At 68.6% G+C, this 16,375-nt stretch carries 12 protein-coding genes; 10 read left to right on the forward strand and 2 right to left on the reverse strand.

Annotation, left to right across the window (positions count from 1 at the left end; all coding sequences use genetic code 11):
• Window positions 1–35: 35 nt before the first annotated feature.
• Genes ACSQ86_RS10545 through ACSQ86_RS10565 form a run of 5 tightly spaced genes read left to right on the forward strand, consistent with a single transcriptional unit; the run spans window position 36 to window position 6,683 of the window.
• Window positions 36–2,012 carry a DNA topoisomerase IV subunit B gene (locus ACSQ86_RS10545; RefSeq protein ID WP_436303583.1) on the forward strand — a complete coding sequence of 659 codons (1,977 nt, stop codon included), beginning with the start codon at window positions 36–38 and terminating at the stop codon, window positions 2,010–2,012.
• A gap of 48 nt (window positions 2,013–2,060) precedes the next feature.
• Window positions 2,061–2,939, forward strand: coding sequence for a lytic transglycosylase domain-containing protein (locus tag ACSQ86_RS10550; RefSeq protein ID WP_436303584.1), 879 nt, complete (start codon window positions 2,061–2,063; stop codon window positions 2,937–2,939).
• 6 nt (window positions 2,940–2,945) lie between these two features.
• Window positions 2,946–4,052, forward strand: a complete 1,107-nt coding sequence (locus tag ACSQ86_RS10555; RefSeq protein ID WP_436303585.1) for a Kelch repeat-containing protein — start codon at window positions 2,946–2,948, stop codon at window positions 4,050–4,052.
• Window positions 4,053–4,104: 52 nt separating this feature from the next.
• Window positions 4,105–6,495: a DNA topoisomerase IV subunit A gene (gene parC / locus ACSQ86_RS10560; protein ID WP_093102589.1), complete on the forward strand. Its 2,391-nt coding sequence runs from the start codon at window positions 4,105–4,107 to the stop codon at window positions 6,493–6,495.
• Between the two features lie 2 nt (window positions 6,496–6,497).
• Window positions 6,498–6,683 (forward strand): hypothetical protein, encoded by a 186-nt coding sequence (locus ACSQ86_RS10565; RefSeq protein ID WP_093102591.1) that lies wholly within the window; start codon window positions 6,498–6,500, stop codon window positions 6,681–6,683.
• A gap of 82 nt (window positions 6,684–6,765) precedes the next feature.
• On the opposite strand, the gene ACSQ86_RS10570 is transcribed toward ACSQ86_RS10565, so the two are convergent.
• Window positions 6,766–7,860 (reverse strand): MBL fold metallo-hydrolase, encoded by a 1,095-nt coding sequence (locus ACSQ86_RS10570; protein WP_436303586.1) that lies wholly within the window; start codon window positions 7,858–7,860, stop codon window positions 6,766–6,768.
• Window positions 7,861–7,965: 105 nt separating this feature from the next.
• Between ACSQ86_RS10570 and ACSQ86_RS10575 the strand changes: the two genes are divergently transcribed.
• Window positions 7,966–11,520 (forward strand): patatin-like phospholipase family protein, encoded by a 3,555-nt coding sequence (locus ACSQ86_RS10575; protein WP_436308841.1) that lies wholly within the window; start codon window positions 7,966–7,968, stop codon window positions 11,518–11,520.
• Between the two features lie 56 nt (window positions 11,521–11,576).
• Here ACSQ86_RS10575 and ACSQ86_RS10580 read toward each other — a convergent pair whose 3' ends face one another.
• Window positions 11,577–13,280: a hypothetical protein gene (locus tag ACSQ86_RS10580; protein WP_436303588.1), complete on the reverse strand. Its 1,704-nt coding sequence runs from the start codon at window positions 13,278–13,280 to the stop codon at window positions 11,577–11,579.
• A 134-nt stretch (window positions 13,281–13,414) separates the two neighbouring features.
• Here ACSQ86_RS10580 and ACSQ86_RS10585 point away from each other — a divergent pair, with 134 nt between their 5' ends.
• The 4 genes from ACSQ86_RS10585 to ACSQ86_RS10600 are packed head-to-tail and all read left to right on the forward strand — an operon-like array spanning window position 13,415 to window position 16,374.
• Window positions 13,415–14,086 carry an amino acid ABC transporter permease gene (locus ACSQ86_RS10585; protein WP_093102689.1) on the forward strand — a complete coding sequence of 224 codons (672 nt, stop codon included), beginning with the start codon at window positions 13,415–13,417 and terminating at the stop codon, window positions 14,084–14,086.
• Between the two features lie 5 nt (window positions 14,087–14,091).
• Window positions 14,092–14,745, forward strand: coding sequence for an amino acid ABC transporter permease (locus tag ACSQ86_RS10590; RefSeq protein ID WP_093102599.1), 654 nt, complete (start codon window positions 14,092–14,094; stop codon window positions 14,743–14,745).
• Window positions 14,746–14,791: 46 nt separating this feature from the next.
• Window positions 14,792–15,589, forward strand: coding sequence for a transporter substrate-binding domain-containing protein (locus ACSQ86_RS10595; RefSeq protein ID WP_436303589.1), 798 nt, complete (start codon window positions 14,792–14,794; stop codon window positions 15,587–15,589).
• Between the two features lie 5 nt (window positions 15,590–15,594).
• Window positions 15,595–16,374 (forward strand): amino acid ABC transporter ATP-binding protein, encoded by a 780-nt coding sequence (locus ACSQ86_RS10600; protein WP_436303590.1) that lies wholly within the window; start codon window positions 15,595–15,597, stop codon window positions 16,372–16,374.
• The last annotated feature ends 1 nt before the right edge of the window (window position 16,375 follow it).

The raw sequence follows: 16,375 nt of genomic DNA on the forward strand, positions 1-16,375 counted from the left end.
GGGTTTTCGCCGGGCCACGCATACAATCCGCCCCCATGGCGACCCTCAGCAAGACTCCCCCGGCCTATTCGGAAGGCTCGATCCGCGTTCTCAAGGGCCTCGAGCCCGTCAAGCAGCGACCGGGCATGTACACCCGCACGGACAACCCGCTGCACATCATCCAGGAAGTGCTGGACAACGCCGCCGACGAGGCGCTCGCGGGCTACGGCAAGAAGATCAAGGTCACGCTGCACGCGGACGGCTCGGTCAGCGTCGAGGACGATGGCCGCGGCATCCCCTTCGGCCTGCATCCTGAAGAAAAGGCGCCGGTGGTCGAACTGGTGTTCACCCGGCTGCACGCGGGCGGCAAGTTCGACAAGGGCTCGGGCGGTGCCTACAGCTTCTCGGGCGGCCTGCACGGCGTGGGCGTGTCGGTGACCAATGCGCTGTCGAAGCGGCTCGAGGTCCAGTCCTTTCGCGAAGGCAAGGCAGCGCAGCTCGCGTTCTCCGGCGGCGACGTGATCGAGCCGCTGGTGGTGCGCGCCAACGACGGCGGCGACCGCAAGCAGGGCACCACGGTGCGCGCCTGGCCGGACGCCAAGTACTTCGAATCGCCCCAGCTTCCGATCCACGAGCTGACCCATCTGCTGCGCAGCAAGGCCGTGCTGATGCCGGGCGTCACCGTCACGCTGGTGGTCGAGAAGACCAAGGAAACGCAGCAGTGGCTCTACAAGGGCGGTCTGCGCGACTACCTGATGCAGGAGCTCAACGGCGACCCGGTGATCCCGCTGTTCGAAGGCGCGGGCCATGCCGACAAGAACGCCGACAACTTCGCCGAGGGCGAGGGCGCCGAGTGGTGCGTCGCCTTCACCGAGGAAGGCCAGCCGGTGCGTGAGAGCTACGTCAACCTCATTCCCACCAGCGCCGGTGGCACGCATGAGAGCGGTCTGCGCGACGGCCTGTTTAACGCGGTCAAGAGCTTCATCGAACTGCATTCGCTGCTGCCCAAGGGCGTGAAGCTGCTGCCGGAGGACGTGTTCGCGCGCGCCTCGTACGTGCTCTCGGCCAAGGTGCTCGATCCGCAGTTCCAGGGCCAGATCAAGGAGCGGCTCAATTCGCGCGACGCCGTGCGGCTGGTGTCCAGCTTCGTGCGGCCGGCGCTGGAGCTGTGGCTCAACCAGCACGTCGATTACGGCAGGAGGCTCGCCGAGCTGGCCATCAAGGCCGCGCAGACACGCCAGAAGGCCGGCCAGAAGGTCGAGAAGCGCAAGGGTTCGGGCGTGGCCGTGCTGCCCGGCAAGCTGACCGACTGCGAGAGCAAGGACATCGCCCACAACGAGGTGTTCCTGGTCGAGGGCGATTCGGCCGGCGGCAGCGCCAAGATGGGCCGCGACAAGGAAAGCCAGGCCATCCTGCCGCTGCGCGGCAAGGTGCTCAACACCTGGGAAGTGGAGCGCGACCGCCTCTTCGCCAACACCGAAATCCATGACATCTCGGTCGCGATCGGCATCGATCCGCACGGCCCCGAGGACACGCCCGACATGTCGGGCCTGCGCTACGGCAAGGTCTGCATCCTGAGCGATGCCGACGTCGACGGCTCGCACATCCAGGTGCTGCTCCTGACGCTGTTCTTCCGCCATTTCCCGAAACTGATCGAAACCGGTCACGTGTATGTCGCCAAGCCGCCGCTCTTCCGCGTCGACGCGCCGGCGCGCGGCAAGAAGCCGGCCTCGAAGGTCTACGCGCTCGACGAGGGCGAACTGGTCGCCATCCTCGACAAGCTGCGCAAGGACGGCGTGCGCGAAGGCGCCTGGAGCATCAGCCGCTTCAAGGGCCTGGGCGAAATGAGCGCCGAGCAGCTGTGGGAGACGACCCTCAACCCCGACACGCGGCGACTGCTGCAGGTGCGCCTGGGCCGCTTCGACGTCTCGGGCACGCAGGGCGAGATCACCAAGCTGATGGGCAAGGGCGAGGCCGCGGCGCGACGCGAGTTGATGGAGCTGCGGGCCGACGATGTCGAGGTCGATGTTTGAGCGCGTGACGCAGTAGGCGTTCGCGCCGAAAATGCGTCTCTGACCCCCATGCGCACCCTTGGCCGTTTCCTCCCATTGCTGCTGGCCCTGCTGCTGTCGATGACGCAGCCGCTCGCGCACGCGGCCGACATCTTTGGCTACGTCGACGAGCGGGGCGTCGCGCATTTCGCGCCCGAAAAGCTCGACGAGCGCTACCAGCTGTTCTTCCGCGGCGGACAGAGCTTCGACACGGCGGACGGCATCGGTCCGCTTTTGCGCGGACGCACCGGCAGGATCGACGGCAAGGTGCCGCGCGCCTCGCAGACCCTGCTCGCGCTGTTCGAGGCCTCGCCCAGCTACAAGCCCGCGCAGGGAGCGTTGCGCGAAGCCGCCAGGCGCCATGCGATCGACTACGAACTGCTGCAGGCCTTGATCGCCACCGAGTCGGGCTTCGATGCGCAGGCCGTGTCGCCCAAGGGCGCGCTCGGCCTCATGCAATTGATGCCGGCCACCGCGCAGCGCTACGGCGTGCAGGCCGACAAGCGCGGCTCGCTCGAGAAGAAGCTGTTCGACCCGCGCATCAACATCGCTGCCGGCTCGCGCTACCTGAGCGACCTGATCGAGATGTTCCCCGGCGACATCGAGCTCGCGCTTGCGGCCTACAACGCGGGCGAGGGCGCGGTGCAGCGCGCCGGCAACAAGATACCGAACTACCGCGAGACGCAGAACTACGTGAAGACGGTGCTGCAGCTCTACGCCTATCTCAAGCCTTCGGCGGCCGCAGGCCGCGGCGGCAAGGCGCCGGGGCGCGTGCGCATGGAACTTGCGCCGCCGCGCGGCGGTGCGCTGGGCCGCGGCAACATGCCGCCGGATTCGCGGGGCGTGCCCGCGGTGCCTTCGCTGCCCGAGCCGCCGCAGGGGCTGAGGCTCGATCCCGCCCTGTCCTGAAGCTCGATGCAGCGCCGAAACTTCGTTCTCGCCACCGCGCTGGCCGCCACGACCGGTGCGGCGCGCGCGCAGCACCATCTGCCCGTGGCCCCGTCCTCGGCCGAACCCTACGCCAGGCTGCAGGGCGGCGTGCCGCACCACATGACGCCGGAGCAGGAGGCACAGCGCGTCACCGACAGCCCGGCGCCGGCCGGCGCGCCGGGCCGCTGGGTGCCGCGCGCGGCCCTGCCGATCCCGCGCAGCGAGATGGCCTGGGCCACGGCCGCGCAAGGCCGCATGCACGTGGTCGGCGGCTACGGCGAAGGCGCGGTCAACCGCGACTACCACCACATCTACGATCCGGCCGCCGACCGCTGGCTCGACGGCGCGCCGCTGCCGCGCGGCGCCAACCACGTCGCGGTGGCGGCCGAGGGCGGGCGCGTCTATGCCCTCGGCGGCTTCGTCGAGCAGAACCGGCGCTCGGACACCAACGCCTACGTCTATGAGATCGCGGCCAACCGCTGGACCGCCATCGCGCCGCTGCCGCGCCCGCGAGGCGCCGCGGCCGCTGTGGTGCAGGGTGGCGCCATCCACCTGATCGGCGGCGCGTCCGAGCCCGCGGCCGAACGCGCCAGCGTGGGCTGGCACGAGGTCTACGACCCCCAGGCCGACCGCTGGTCCTCGCGCAAACCGCTGCCCGGCGCGCGCGACCATGTGGGCTGCATTGCGCACAACGGCCAGATTCACGTGATCGGCGGGCGCTTCAACACCTTCGAATACAACACCGAACTGCACCACGTCTACCTGCCGGCGCGCGACACCTGGGAGTTGCGCGCGCCGCTGCCCACCGCGCGCTCGGGCCATGGCCTGGTGGTCTATCGCGGCCGCCTCTATGCCATGGGCGGCGAGGGCGGCTTCCTGGCCGGCGGCGTGCCGCGCCTGGCCAAGGTCTTCGGCCAGATGGAAAGCTACGATCCGGTGGCCGACAGCTGGCAGCGCCATGCGCCCATGCCCACGCCGCGCCATGCAGTGGGCGCGGCCGTGATCGGCGACTGGATCTACGTCGCGGGCGGCGGCGCGGTGCTGGGCGGCAGCGTGCAATCGGCGGTGCACGAGGCATTCACACTGGGCTGAGCGCGCTCGCGCGCGACCGCCTGCAACTCTTTTTTTCTTCTCTCTTTTCTTCATGGACTCCCAACCCCCGCTCGATCTCCTAGGCCCTGCCGACGAAGGCGACAACGCCCTCACGCTGGCCGACTACGCGCAGACCGCCTACCTCGAATACGCGCTCAGCGTGGTCAAGGGCCGCGCGCTGCCCGACGTCAGCGACGGCCAGAAGCCGGTGCAGCGGCGCATTCTTTATTCGATGTCGCGCATGGGCCTGGGCTTCGGCGGCGCCAACGGCACTGTCGGTGCCAAGCCGGTCAAGAGCGCGCGCGTGGTCGGCGACGTGCTGGGCCGCTTCCATCCGCACAGCGACCAGGCCGCCTACGACGCGCTGGTGCGCATGGCGCAGGATTTCTCGCAGCGCTATCCGCTGGTCGACGGCCAGGGCAACTTCGGCAGCCGCGACGGCGACGGCGCCGCGGCGATGCGCTACACGGAGGCGCGGCTGGCGCGCATCACCAGCCTGCTGCTCGACGAGATCGACGAGGGCACGGTCGATTTCATCCCCAACTACGACGGCTCGACCGAGGAGCCGCGCCTGCTGCCCGCGCGGCTGCCCTTCACGCTGCTCAACGGCGCGAGCGGCATCGCGGTCGGCCTGGCCACCGAGATCCCGAGCCACAACCTGCGCGAGATCGCAGACGCCTGCGTGGCGCTGATCAAGTCGAACGGCAAGCTCAGCGAGGAAGAGCTGTTCGCGCTGGTGCCCGGCCCCGACTATCCGGGCGGCGCGCAGATCATCAGCGGTGCGGCCGACATCGCCGAGGCCTATCGCACCGGCCGCGGCTCGCTCAAGGTGCGCGCGCGCTGGAAGATCGAGGAGCTCGCACGCGGCCAGTGGCAGCTGGTGGTCAACGAGTTGCCGCCGGGCGTGAGTACGCAGAAGGTGCTGGAAGAGATCGAGGAGCTCACCAATCCCAAGATCCGTGCCGGCAAGAAGGCGCTCACGGCCGAGCAGACGCAGCTGAAGGCGGCCGTGCTCTCGGTGCTCGACGTGGTGCGCGACGAGTCGAGCAAGGATGCGGCCGTGCGCCTGGTGTTCGAGCCCAAGACCTCGCGCATCAGCCAGGAGGAGTTCATCACCACGCTGCTGGCGCAGACCTCGCTCGAAAGCTCCTCGCCGATCAATCTCACGATGGTCGGCATCGACGGCAAGCCGACGCAGAAGTCGCTGCGCCAGATGCTCAACGAGTGGATCGCCTTCCGCGAGATCACGGTCGAGAAGCGCTCGCGCCATCGCCTGGGCAAGGTGCAGGACCGCATCCACATCCTCGAAGGCCGGCAGCTGGTGCTGCTCAACATCGACGAGGTGATCGCGATCATCCGTGCGGCCGAGGATCCGAAAGCGGCGCTGATCGCGCGCTTCGATTTGAGCGAGCGGCAGGCCGAGGACATCCTCGAGATCCGCCTGCGCCAATTGGCGCGGCTGGAGGCCATCAAGATCGAGCAGGAGCTCAAGGGCCTGCGCGAGGAGCAGAAGAAGCTCGAGGACATCCTCGCGAGCCCGGCGGCGCTGCGCCGCCTGCTGGTGAAGGAGATCGAGCAGGACGCGAAGAGCTTCGAGGACCCGCGCCGCACGCTGATCCAGGCCGAGAAGCGCGCCGTCGCCGAAGTGCGCGTGGTCGACGAGCCGGTGACGGTGATCGTCTCTCAGAAGGGCTGGGTCCGCACGCAGAAGGGCTGGGCCAGCGAGCGCGCCGCGGGTGCGGCCGCACCCGAGTACAGCTTCAAGTCCGGCGATGCGCTCTACGGCGCCTTCGAGTGCCGTTCGGTCGACACCTTGCTGGTCTTCGGCACCGCCAAGGACAAGACCGTGCGCGTCTACACCGTGCCCGTGGCCTCGCTGCCGGGCGGGCGCGGCGACGGCCAGCCGGTCACGACGCTGATCGATCTCGACAGCGGCACGCACGTGGCGCACTACTTCGCGGGACCGCCCGGGGCGGCGCTGCTGCTCGCCAACACGGGCGGCTACGGCTTCATCGCCTCGGTCGAGAACATGATGTCGCGCCAGCGCGGCGGCAAGGCCTTCGTCGACGTGGGCGAGGGCGAGCAGCTCACCCGGCCCTCGCTGGTCGGCGGCGCGAGCGGTGCCGAGCCGATGCCGCCGGCGACGCACGTGGCCTGCGCCTCGACGGGCGGACGCATCCTGACCTTCGAGATCCTCGAGATGAAGGCGCTGCCCAAGGGCGGCCGCGGGCTCATGCTGATCGACCTCGACGCAAAGGACACGCTCGCCGGCGCCGCGGCCTACACGCGCAGCGTGAAGATCGAAGGTATCGGCCGCGGCGGCAAGGAACGCGAGGAGACGCTGGAGATCCGCACGCTCAACAACGCTCGCGCCAGCCGCGCGCGCAAGGGCAAGGCGGCCGATCTCGGCTTCAAGCCGACGAGCATCGTGCGGGTGCTCTGAGCATGGAATTCGGCGCCCTCGGCATCTTCGTTCTCGTCATCAGCTGCGCCTGCAGCTTCCTGCTCGCGCGCTGGCTCGGCAAGCGCCGGCGCGATGCACGCCGGGAGCGGGAGCGGCGCGCGGCGGAGGCGGGCCAGAGCCGGCAGGTGCGGCGCGCGAGAGAGCGGGCCAACAACCGTTCGGGCTGAGCTTGTCGATGCCTGGTACCGGCTTCGACCTTCGATCGGCTCAGGACAGGCCGAGCTCAGCACGAACGGTTTGGGATGGGGCCTACCTCAGGCTTTCCCACCAGCGCACGTTCGTGCGCGGCCGTCCCACCGTCAGCACCTCGCCGATCTCCGGCGTCGCAAGCTCGATCTTCTTCGCCTGCGAGAGGTCGGCAATGCGGTCCAGCGGGTCGCGCCAGGTGTGGAAGGCCAGGTCGAAGGTGCTGTTGTGCACCACGTAGAGCATCTTGCCGCGCAGGTCCTGGAAGGCCTGCACGCTCTGTTCGGGCGTCATGTGCACCGAAGGCCAGTAGCTGTCGTAGGCGCCGTTTTCCATCAAGGCCAGGTCGAAGCCGCCGAAGCGCTCGCCGATCTGCCTGAAGCCGGGGAAGTAGCCCGAGTCGCCGCTGTAGAAGATGCGCTCGCCGCCGCTCTGGATGACCCAGGAGGCCCACAGCGTCTTGTTGCGGTCGTTCAGCGTGCGGCCCGAGAAATGCTGCGCCGGCGTCGCCGTGAGGCCGACGCCGTCGTGCTCCGCGGCCTGCCACCAGTCGAACTCGGCCACGCGCTCGGCCGGCACGCCCATCTCGATCACGCGAGCGCGCACGCCCAGCGGCACGAAATAGCGCTGCACGCGCTGCGCCAGGTACTCGATGGTCGCCACGTCGAGGTGGTCGTAGTGGTCGTGCGAGAGGATCAGCCCCTCGATCGGTGGCAGCTGCTCGAGCGTGAGCGGCGGCTGGTGGAAGCGCCGGGGCCCGATCCACTGGAAGGGCGAACTGCGCTCGCTGAACACCGGGTCGATCAGCCAGTACTTGCCGCGCAGCTTGAGCAGGTGGGAGGAGTGGCCGAGGCGGATCACATGGGTGCTCTGCGGATCCAGGGCGTCGAGTTGCGCGGTGGTGACGGCGCGCACGGGAATCGGGTCGACCGGCACGGTGCCGTTCTTGGTGCCCGCGATGAAGCGCGACCAGATCTTCCACGGGCTCGCGGAGGGCAGGGCCTGCGGATTCGGCGGATTCTGAAAGCTGCAGCCATTGAACTGCGGCGATGCCGCATAGGGCGTTTCGCAGGCGCCGGTGGAGGTGCTGGCGCAAGCGGCCATGAGGCCGCAGGCCGCGGCCAGGAGAAGGCTTCTGCAGAGGGTGTCGGCTGTCATCGCCGCGAGCTTAACCAAATGACTTGCATTCCGGCATAGACCATTTGCGGCATTGATACCCCTCGCCAAGCGTGAAATATTCCACGCGGAACGACGAGGAGCCGCATGGACGACACCATCCAAGAGCTGGTGGCAACGCGCCGCAAGGCGCTGGCGGGCGTCGACGACGGCCGCAGGCCCTGGGGCCTGGCCCTGTCGGGCGGCGGCATCCGCAGCGCCACCTTCTGCCTCGGACTGATGAAGGCGCTGGCCGCGCGCCGGCAACTGCTCAAGTTCGACCTGGTCTCGACCGTCTCGGGCGGCGGCTACATCGGCGCCACCCTGGGCCGGCTCTGTACCGAAGCGAAATCGGCCGACGAGGTGCGCGACATCGAGCGCGCGCTCGGCGACGTCGATCGCGCGCGCTTCGGCTGGTGGCTGCGCAGCAACGGCCGCTACCTCATTCCGGGCGGGCTGCGCGACACGCTGTTCGCCAGCGCGCTCTACCTGCGCAACCTGCTGGGCACGCATATCGAGATCGCGATCGCCGCGGGCCTGATCGGCATGGTGCTGGCCGCCATCAACCTGCTGCTGTGGGACACGGTGTTCCGTGCCGTGGACCTCAACAGCCTGCCCTCGGACGCGCAGGCCGGCGTGACCGATCTCGCAAGCGTGCAGTCGGTGCGCCTGCTGGTGCAATGGTCGACGCAGTGGCCCACGCTGTGGTTCACGCTGGTCGGTCCCTTCATCGCATCGGTGGTGCTGGCCTGCGCCTACTGGTCGGTGCGCGACAAGCCGTCCACCTCGTCGATGCTGCTGCAGGTGGCGATGTGGTGCGCGCTCGGCGCCGGCGCCTGCTGGATCGGGCCGCGGCTGGTGCGGCACTACAGCGGGCCGCTCTGGCTCGCGCCCACCTTCGTGGCCTTCGCGCTGTGCTGGGTGGTCGCGCTGCTGTGGGTGCTGTGGCGCAGCAGCAAGCGCACGCCGGCGCAGCTGCGCAACGAGCTGACGGAGGGGCTCGCCGCGGTGATCAACTCGGCATTGCTGATCGTGATGCTGGGCCTGCTCGACCGCAGCGCCTGGTGGCTCGCGGCCGAAACCCAGCGGGAGCGTGCTTCCTACGGCGCGGCGCTGCTGATCGTGGCAGCGGCGCTGCGCGGCGTGCTGCCGATGCTGTTGTCGCAGAAGCGCCAGGCGCCCGGCATCGGCAAGACGCTGATGCTGACGCTCGCCAGCCTGTTCGGCCTGCTGCTGGCCTTCTGCCTCGCGGCCTGGTGGGTCGGCGTGGTCTATTCGGTGGTGCTGCTGCCGGTGTTCACGCCCGAGGGGCTGGACTTCTCGCGCGGCTGGGTCTGGCTCGGCACCATCGCCGTGATCGTCGGCAGCTATGCGCTGGTCACCGGACGCAACTTCGGCTTTCTCAACGTCTCCTCGCTGCACATGTTCTACAAGGCGCGCATCGTGCGCGGCTACCTCGGTGCCGCCAACGCCAAGCGCCTGGGCGCCAGCCCGACGGACGCGGTCTCGGGCCTCGAGCCGCCGCGGGTGCCGGTCGGCGAGGTCGATGCGCGCGACGACATCTCGCAGCTTCGCTATGCGCCGCACCTGCATGGCGGACCCGTGCACCTGGCCAACGTCTGCATCAACCAGACGCACGACCCCAAGCAGCGCCTGTTCAACCGCGACCGCAAGAGCCAGCCGCTCACGATCGGCCCGCTGGGCTGGATGCAGGCCGGCGGCGCCAACTGGGCGCAGGCGCATGGCGACGGCGCGCTCACGCTTGGCGCATGGACGGCGATCTCGGGCGCGGCCTTCGCGCCCGGGCTCGGCCGGCTCACCAAGCGCGGCATCGCGGCGCTGTCGGTGTTCGCGGGCCTCAGGCTCGGCTACTGGTGGAACAGCGCCGAAGCCGGCATCGTGCAGCGCGGCGCCGCCGTGCATGCCAGCCCGCTCCTGATGAAGACGCGCTTCATGCTGCTCGAATGCTTCGGTGCCTTTCCCGGCAGCAGCTCGGCCAACTGGTACCTGAGCGACGGCGGCCATTTCGAGAACACTGGCGCCTATGCGCTGCTGCGGCAGCAGGCCTCGCTGATCGTGATCGCGGATTGCGGCGCCGATCCGGAGTACCGCTTCTGCGACCTCGAGATCCTGATCCGGCGCGCCCGCATCGACCTCAACGCCGAGATCACCTTCATGAAGCCGCGGCCCGGCGCCGACTGGGCGCACCTGGGCGCCTTCGGCTCGCTCAACGATCTTGCCTCGCCCCACAGCCAGGCCTGCCTGGCGCTGGCGCAGGTGCGCTATGCGAGCGGCGCGACGGGGCAGATCGTGCTGGTCAAGCCCAACGTCTCGGCGGCGCTGCCGGTCGACCTGGTGAATTTCAAGGCTGCCAATCCGCTCTTTCCGCAGCAGCCGACCACCGACCAGTTCTTCGACGAGGCCCAATGGGAGAGCTACTTCCGGCTCGGCGCCGAGATCGGCTCGCGCCTCGAAGGCGAGATGCTCGACCAGGTGGCGATGGGCGCGCCCGGGCTCTTCGTGCCCGACGACGGCCAGGCGCAGCCGGCGGCGCGTGCGGCTGACGCCGACAGCGACGACAACCACGGCGCCGCCGCACCCACGGCCGGCGCGATGAGCCGGCTGCAGGCCCGCGTGATGAAGGCCGGCGCCGTGACCGCATCGGTCGGGCTCGGCACGGCCGCCACCTTCGGCGTCGCGGCCTGGCAGGGCATCGACAGCTGGCGCGTGCAGCGTGCCGAGACGCAGAAGGCCGAGAACAGCGCGTTCAAGGACCTCACCGAACTCTGGGCCCGCCTGCGCGCCGGCGCCGCCACGACCAGCGAAGCGCCGGCGCTGCTGGCCGCCGAGCTGCTGCGCACCGGCGATCTGCTGTGCCGCGACGGCAGCGAGAACTTCATGGCGAAGTTCCGGCTCTCGGTGCGCATCGTCGACGATGCCAAACAGGCCTGCACCAACGAAGCGCCCGAGCAGCGCACGCCGGCCTGCGCGCGTCTGCTCGACCCCGGCAACGGCATCGACTGCCTGCAGCCGACGCAGGCGCCGGCGTGCGCGCCGCGCTACTGGGCGCGCGACTACTCCGGGCAGACGGGTTCCAAGCAGAACTGCAGCGGCACCTTGCCTGAGCCCTGGCCGGTGGTGGTGTGGCTGCGCGATCGGCTCACCGGGCCGCCCGACGTGCAGGTCGCCGCCGCGCCGCCGCCAGTCGTGCAGGGGGCGCAGCCGCCCTACATGCCGCGGCCAGCCCAGAACGGCGAAGCGTCGGCGAACGGCACGCCTCCCGCGCCCGCCGCAGTCGCGCCGCCGCCGGCCGGCGTGTGCAACGACACCGTGGTCTACATCCAGACCTACGGCTCCTCGCTGCGCGACAAGGCCCGCGCGTGGCGCGGACCCTGGCGCGCGCTGGGCGCTTCGGTGCCGCCGATGGAGGACGTGCTCAGCACCTCGCGCCGGGCCGGACGCTCGCCGCCCACCGGTCATCCCGAGCCCAGCGTGATCATCCGCGACGAGACGGCGCGCGCCTGCGCGCAGGCCCTGGTCCAGACCGCCGCCTCGCCGACCGGCCAGCCCTGGGTCATCAAGCTGCTGCCGCGCTCGATCAAGGCGGCGCCCGGCGCGATCGAGGTGTGGCTGCCGCGGAGCAAGGACGCGTCGGCGGGCTGATGAAACCCGTCGTGCAGCGGAACATTCGCTCCGAGCTTAGGGCCTGTTAACAGGCCCTAGTCCGACCCCGGCCGCCAGACCCGCATCAGCACCGCCAGCTTGGTGCGGAAGGTATGGCGCTCGTCCGAGAGCGCATCCAGAAAGTCCGACAGCCGCTTCGACTTGACCATGGTGTAGACCGTGAGGCAGGTGGTCAGCACGCCCACCACGGCAAACCACACCAGCTTGCGCGCCAGCGGCGCCTCGGCCTCGGCCAGCAGGTTCATGCCGAGGAAGCCGGTGGTGATGGTGCCGATCAGGCCGAACAGCGTGACCACCGTGAGCCGCACCACCGTGTTGGCCTGGCGGCGCAGGCTGTCGGCGTCGAGATACGTGTTCATGTCGGCGATGCGCACCTTGACCTCCTCGTAGAGCGGATCGAGCCCGAGGTGCGTGGTGCACAGGTGCGACAGCGCGCGCACCTGCGCCTGTTCCGAGATCTCGTGGAACCAGTAGCGGTGCGTGAAGCGAAGAAAACCCTCGAAGCTTGTGCGGATCGCGCGCTTGAAACGCTTGACGCTGGCCACGTCGTGTATGTTGAGCATGCGCAGCGCCTCGACCAGGCGATCGGAGAACATCAGCAGCGCGGCCTTCTGGAAATGCGCGATCAGGAACAGCAGGAAGTGCTGGTGCCGGAACTGCGCCAGCACGCCGCGGTCGCGGCAGCAGAAGAATTCGGAGTGCGCGTCGCCGACCACGATGAGCGCGCGGCCGTTGCACATGTAGCGCGTGTAGGGCGCGGCGCCGGCATCGACCCAGAAGCGGTCGTAGCAGTATTTCTGCTCGAAGTCGGCCACGTGCTCTTCGGCATAAGGCAGGGGGCCGGCGCCGCCGACCGCAGGCTCGGCCGCGCCCGTGACCAGGGCCAGGCGGACGAAGTCGTTGCGCGAGAGCCGGCGCGGGTCGTCGAGCGAGAGGTAGGCCATCACCGGCATGCGGTAGTACTCGAGCTGGCGGAAGCGCAGCTCGCCCGGCTGCTCCGAATGGTCGCTCACCAGCGGCTGCATCAGCCAGGCCCAGTGCGCGGCAATGCGCGGCGCGCGGTGCTCGGCCACATGCGAGAGAAAGGCCTCGCGGTTCTGCACGTCGGAACTCGAAAGCACGCTGCCGTCGCTGCCCAGCCACTCGACGCTGTGCATGCAATGCAGCGCAGCGCCCTGGGCATCCCAGCCTCCGGGATAGGCGCGGCCGAAGCGGTAAAGGATTTCCTGCGCCAGCGGCAGGCTCAGGTGGTCGGCGCCGACCTCCATGTTGAGCAGCACCACGTCGACGTCGTAGAAGAAGTACAGGTCGACATGCACCACCTGCAGCACGACGGGCGAATCGCCGGGCCGGGCCACCACGCGCACGGCGGCGATGTCGCGCCGGCGGAAGATGCGCATCGGCGAGTCGCCGCCGTCGGGGCCCCCGGACTGGCGCCGCGCGCGGCCTTCGCCGTAGAGGAAGCGCTGCACGTAGGGCAGGAAGCTCACGAACTCGTTGTAGTGGCGCTCGTGGAAGCGCTCGCTGTCGCCCGTGTACTCGTCGATCTCCTCGCGCCAGGGAGAAGCGTCGCCGAGCTCGTGCAGCACGTCCCAGGGGCTGCGGTGCGCGTGGCGGGGCTGCGTCGTCGGCATCAGCCGCAGGGGCCACAACAGGGCCTGGCGCAGATGGCGCACGGTGGGCGCGGCGCCCGCACTTTCGCCCCGTGTCGCGGTGTCCGGCAGGGTGGTGGTCAGCATCGTGCGAGTGTAGGCAGAAGGCCGACTAGGGGAAATCCCTGATGTGGTGCTGAAACCGGTTTCATACACTTCGTTCCCTCGCATCGAAGTCTTGTCTCCAGAGCGGGATGCACCATCCCGAACTTGTCTCCCCCGTGAACTACCAATTCCAGTTCGACGCTGTCTTTGCCGCGTGGCCGCTGCTCTTGAAAGGCACCTGGATCACCATCCAGCTCTCGCTCGTCGCCACGCTGCTGGGCCTGGTGGTGGCCATCTTCTGCGCCTGGGGCAAGACCTCGGGGCCGGGCTGGCTGCGCTTCATCGTGAACGCGTACATCGAGGTGATCCGCAACACGCCCTTCCTGGTGCAGCTGTTCTTCTTTTTCTTCGCGCTGCCGGCCATCGGGCTGCGCTGGTCGCCCTACACGGCGGCGCTCACCGCGATGGTGGTGAACCTCGGCGCCTATGCGGCCGAGATCGTCCGCGCCGGCATCGAGTCGATTCCCAAGGGCCAGATCGAGGCGGGCAGGGCGCTCAACCTCAAGCCCTGGGAAATCTTCCGCTTCGTCATCATCAAGCCGGCGCTCAAGGCCATCTACCCCGCGCTCACCAGCCAGTTCATTTTGCTGATGCTGAGCTCGGCGGTGGTGTCGGTGATCTCGGCCGACGACCTGACCTCGGTCGCCGCCAACCTGCAGTCGCAGACCTTCCGCAGCTTCGAGATCTACATCGTGGTCGCCGCCATCTACCTGGCGCTGGCGCTCGCGTTCTCGGCGCTGTTCAAGCTGATTTACCGGCGCACCCTCAACTATCCGGATCGGCGCTGACCACCATGCGTACCTTCGGTTATCCAGAGTTCCTGTTCATCCTTGAAGCGGCCAAGTGGACGCTGGCGCTGTCGCTGATCGCCTTCGTAGGCGGCGCCATCCTCGGGCTCGTGATCGCGCTGGCCCGCACCTCGGACAGCAAGACCGCGCGTCTTCTTTCCACCGGCTTCATCCAGATCTTCCAGGGCACGCCGCTGTTGCTGCAGCTCTTCCTGATCTTCTTCGGCGCGCCGGTGCTCGGCTTCGATATCAACCCGTGGATCGCGGCCGGCGTGGCGCTCGTCCTCAACAGCGCGGCCTTCCTCGGCGAGATCTGGCGCGGCTGCATCGAGGCCATTCCGCGCGGCCAGTGGGAGGCAGCACAGGCGCTCAACCTCGGCTACGCGAGCCGCATGCGCGACGTGGTGCTGCCGCAGGCCTTCAAGATCGCGTTGCCGCCGACCGTGGGCTACGTGGTGCAGATCATCAAGGGCACTTCGCTGGCCGCGATCATCGGCTTCACCGAGATCACGCGCGCCGGCCAGATCATCAACAACGCGACCTTCCAGCCGCTCTACGTGTTCACGACAGTGGCGGCGATCTACTTCGTCATCTGCTGGCCGCTGTCGCTGGCGGCCGCGCGCATGGAACGCCGGCGCGCCCGGGCGCTCGCGCGCTGAGCTTGTTTCTCTTTTCGTTTCTGTCCTCAACCCAGGAGACTTCGACATGACCTTCTTCACCACCCGCCGTGCGGCCGTCGCAGCGCTCGGCCTCGGCGCCGCACTGACCGCCTTCGCACCCTTCGCATCGGCCCAGACCATGGCCGACATCAAGAAGAAGGGCGAGATCACGATCGGCATGCTGGTCGACTTCCCGCCCTACGGCACGACCAATGCCAAGAACGAACCCGACGGCTACGACGCCGACGTCGCCAAGCTGCTGGCCAAAGACTGGGGCGTGAAAGCCAACATCGTGCCGGTCACCGGCCCGAACCGCATTCCCTTCCTGCTCACCAACAAGGTCGACCTGCTGGTCGCCTCGCTGGCCGTGACGCCCGAACGTGCCAAGCAGGTGCAGTTCTCGCAGCCCTACGCGGCCGCGACCATCGTGCTCTACGGCAAGACCGGCACCAACATCAAGAGCGCGGCCGACCTGAAGGGCCAGCGTGTGGGCGTGGCCCGCGCCAGCACGCAGGACGTGGCGGTGACCAAGGCCGCGCCCGAAGGCACCGAGATCCGCCGCTTCGACGACGACGCCTCGGCCATGCAGGCGCTGATGTCGGGCCAGGTCGATGCGATCGGCTGCTCCGTCACGGTGGCGGCGCAGATCGCCAAGCGGGTGCCGCCCAAGACCTTCGAAAACAAGTTCACGCTGGTGCAGCAGGCCATGGCGGTGGCGATGCGCCCGGGCCAGGACGACCTGCTGAAGAACGTGAACGAGTTCGTGCAGAAGAACACGGCCAACGGCGAGCTCAACAAGCTTTACAACAAGTGGCTCCAGACCGATCTGCCGAAATTGAACTAAGCCCCATGACGGACGCAGTCACGACCCACGCCGGCACGGAATCGATCATCCGGCTCGAGGCGGTGAACAAGTGGTACGGCACTTTCCAGGTGCTGACCGACATCGATCTCTCGGTGCGCACCGGCGAACGCATCGTGATCTGCGGGCCCTCGGGTTCGGGCAAGTCGACGTTGATCCGCTGCATCAACCGGCTAGAGACGGTGCAGAAGGGCAAGATCGTGGTCGACGGCATCGAGCTCACCGCCGGCGGCAAGAACGTCGACGCGGTGCGCGCCGAGGTCGGCATGGTGTTCCAGCAGTTCAACCTGTTCCCGCACCTCACGATCCTGCAGAACTGCACGCTGGCGCCGATGCGCTCGCGCGGCATGAGCAAGGAAGAGGCCGAGGAGGTGGCGATGAAGTACCTCACGCGCGTGCGCATTCCCGAGCAGGCGCACAAGTACCCGAGCCAGCTGTCCGGCGGCCAGCAGCAGCGCGTGGCGATCGCGCGTGCGCTGTGCATGTCGCCCAAGATCATGCTGTTCGACGAGCCCACTTCGGCGCTGGATCCCGAGATGGTCAAGGAGGTGCTCGACACCATGATCGGCCTGGCCGAGGACGGCATGACCATGCTGTGCGTCACGCACGAGATGGGCTTTGCGCGCAGCGTGGCCGACCGCGTGATCTTCATGGCCGACGGCAAGATCGTCGAACAGGCGCCGCCGGGCGAGTTCTTCGGCAGCCCGAAGCACGAGAAGACGCGCCAATTCCTCGGCCAAATTCTCAGCTCGCATCAAGCACACTGAG

This window comes from Variovorax sp. LjRoot130 (assembly GCF_964253755.1).
GTDB lineage: Bacteria > Pseudomonadota > Gammaproteobacteria > Burkholderiales > Burkholderiaceae_C > Variovorax.

Bases quoted from the DNA above. Each gene is read 5' to 3' on its own strand.
- ACSQ86_RS10545 (WP_436303583.1), top strand. From the start codon at position 36: ATGGCGACCCTCAGCAAGACTCCCCCGGCCTATTCGGAAGGCTCGATC.
- ACSQ86_RS10550 (WP_436303584.1), top strand. From the start codon at position 2,061: ATGCGCACCCTTGGCCGTTTCCTCCCATTGCTGCTGGCCCTGCTGCTG.
- ACSQ86_RS10555 (WP_436303585.1), top strand. From the start codon at position 2,946: ATGCAGCGCCGAAACTTCGTTCTCGCCACCGCGCTGGCCGCCACGACC.
- parC (WP_093102589.1), top strand. From the start codon at position 4,105: ATGGACTCCCAACCCCCGCTCGATCTCCTAGGCCCTGCCGACGAAGGC.
- ACSQ86_RS10565 (WP_093102591.1), top strand. From the start codon at position 6,498: ATGGAATTCGGCGCCCTCGGCATCTTCGTTCTCGTCATCAGCTGCGCC.
- ACSQ86_RS10570 (WP_436303586.1), bottom strand. From the start codon at position 7,860: ATGACAGCCGACACCCTCTGCAGAAGCCTTCTCCTGGCCGCGGCCTGC.
- ACSQ86_RS10575 (WP_436308841.1), top strand. From the start codon at position 7,966: ATGGACGACACCATCCAAGAGCTGGTGGCAACGCGCCGCAAGGCGCTG.
- ACSQ86_RS10580 (WP_436303588.1), bottom strand. From the start codon at position 13,280: ATGCTGACCACCACCCTGCCGGACACCGCGACACGGGGCGAAAGTGCG.
- ACSQ86_RS10590 (WP_093102599.1), top strand. From the start codon at position 14,092: ATGCGTACCTTCGGTTATCCAGAGTTCCTGTTCATCCTTGAAGCGGCC.
- ACSQ86_RS10595 (WP_436303589.1), top strand. From the start codon at position 14,792: ATGACCTTCTTCACCACCCGCCGTGCGGCCGTCGCAGCGCTCGGCCTC.
- ACSQ86_RS10600 (WP_436303590.1), top strand. From the start codon at position 15,595: ATGACGGACGCAGTCACGACCCACGCCGGCACGGAATCGATCATCCGG.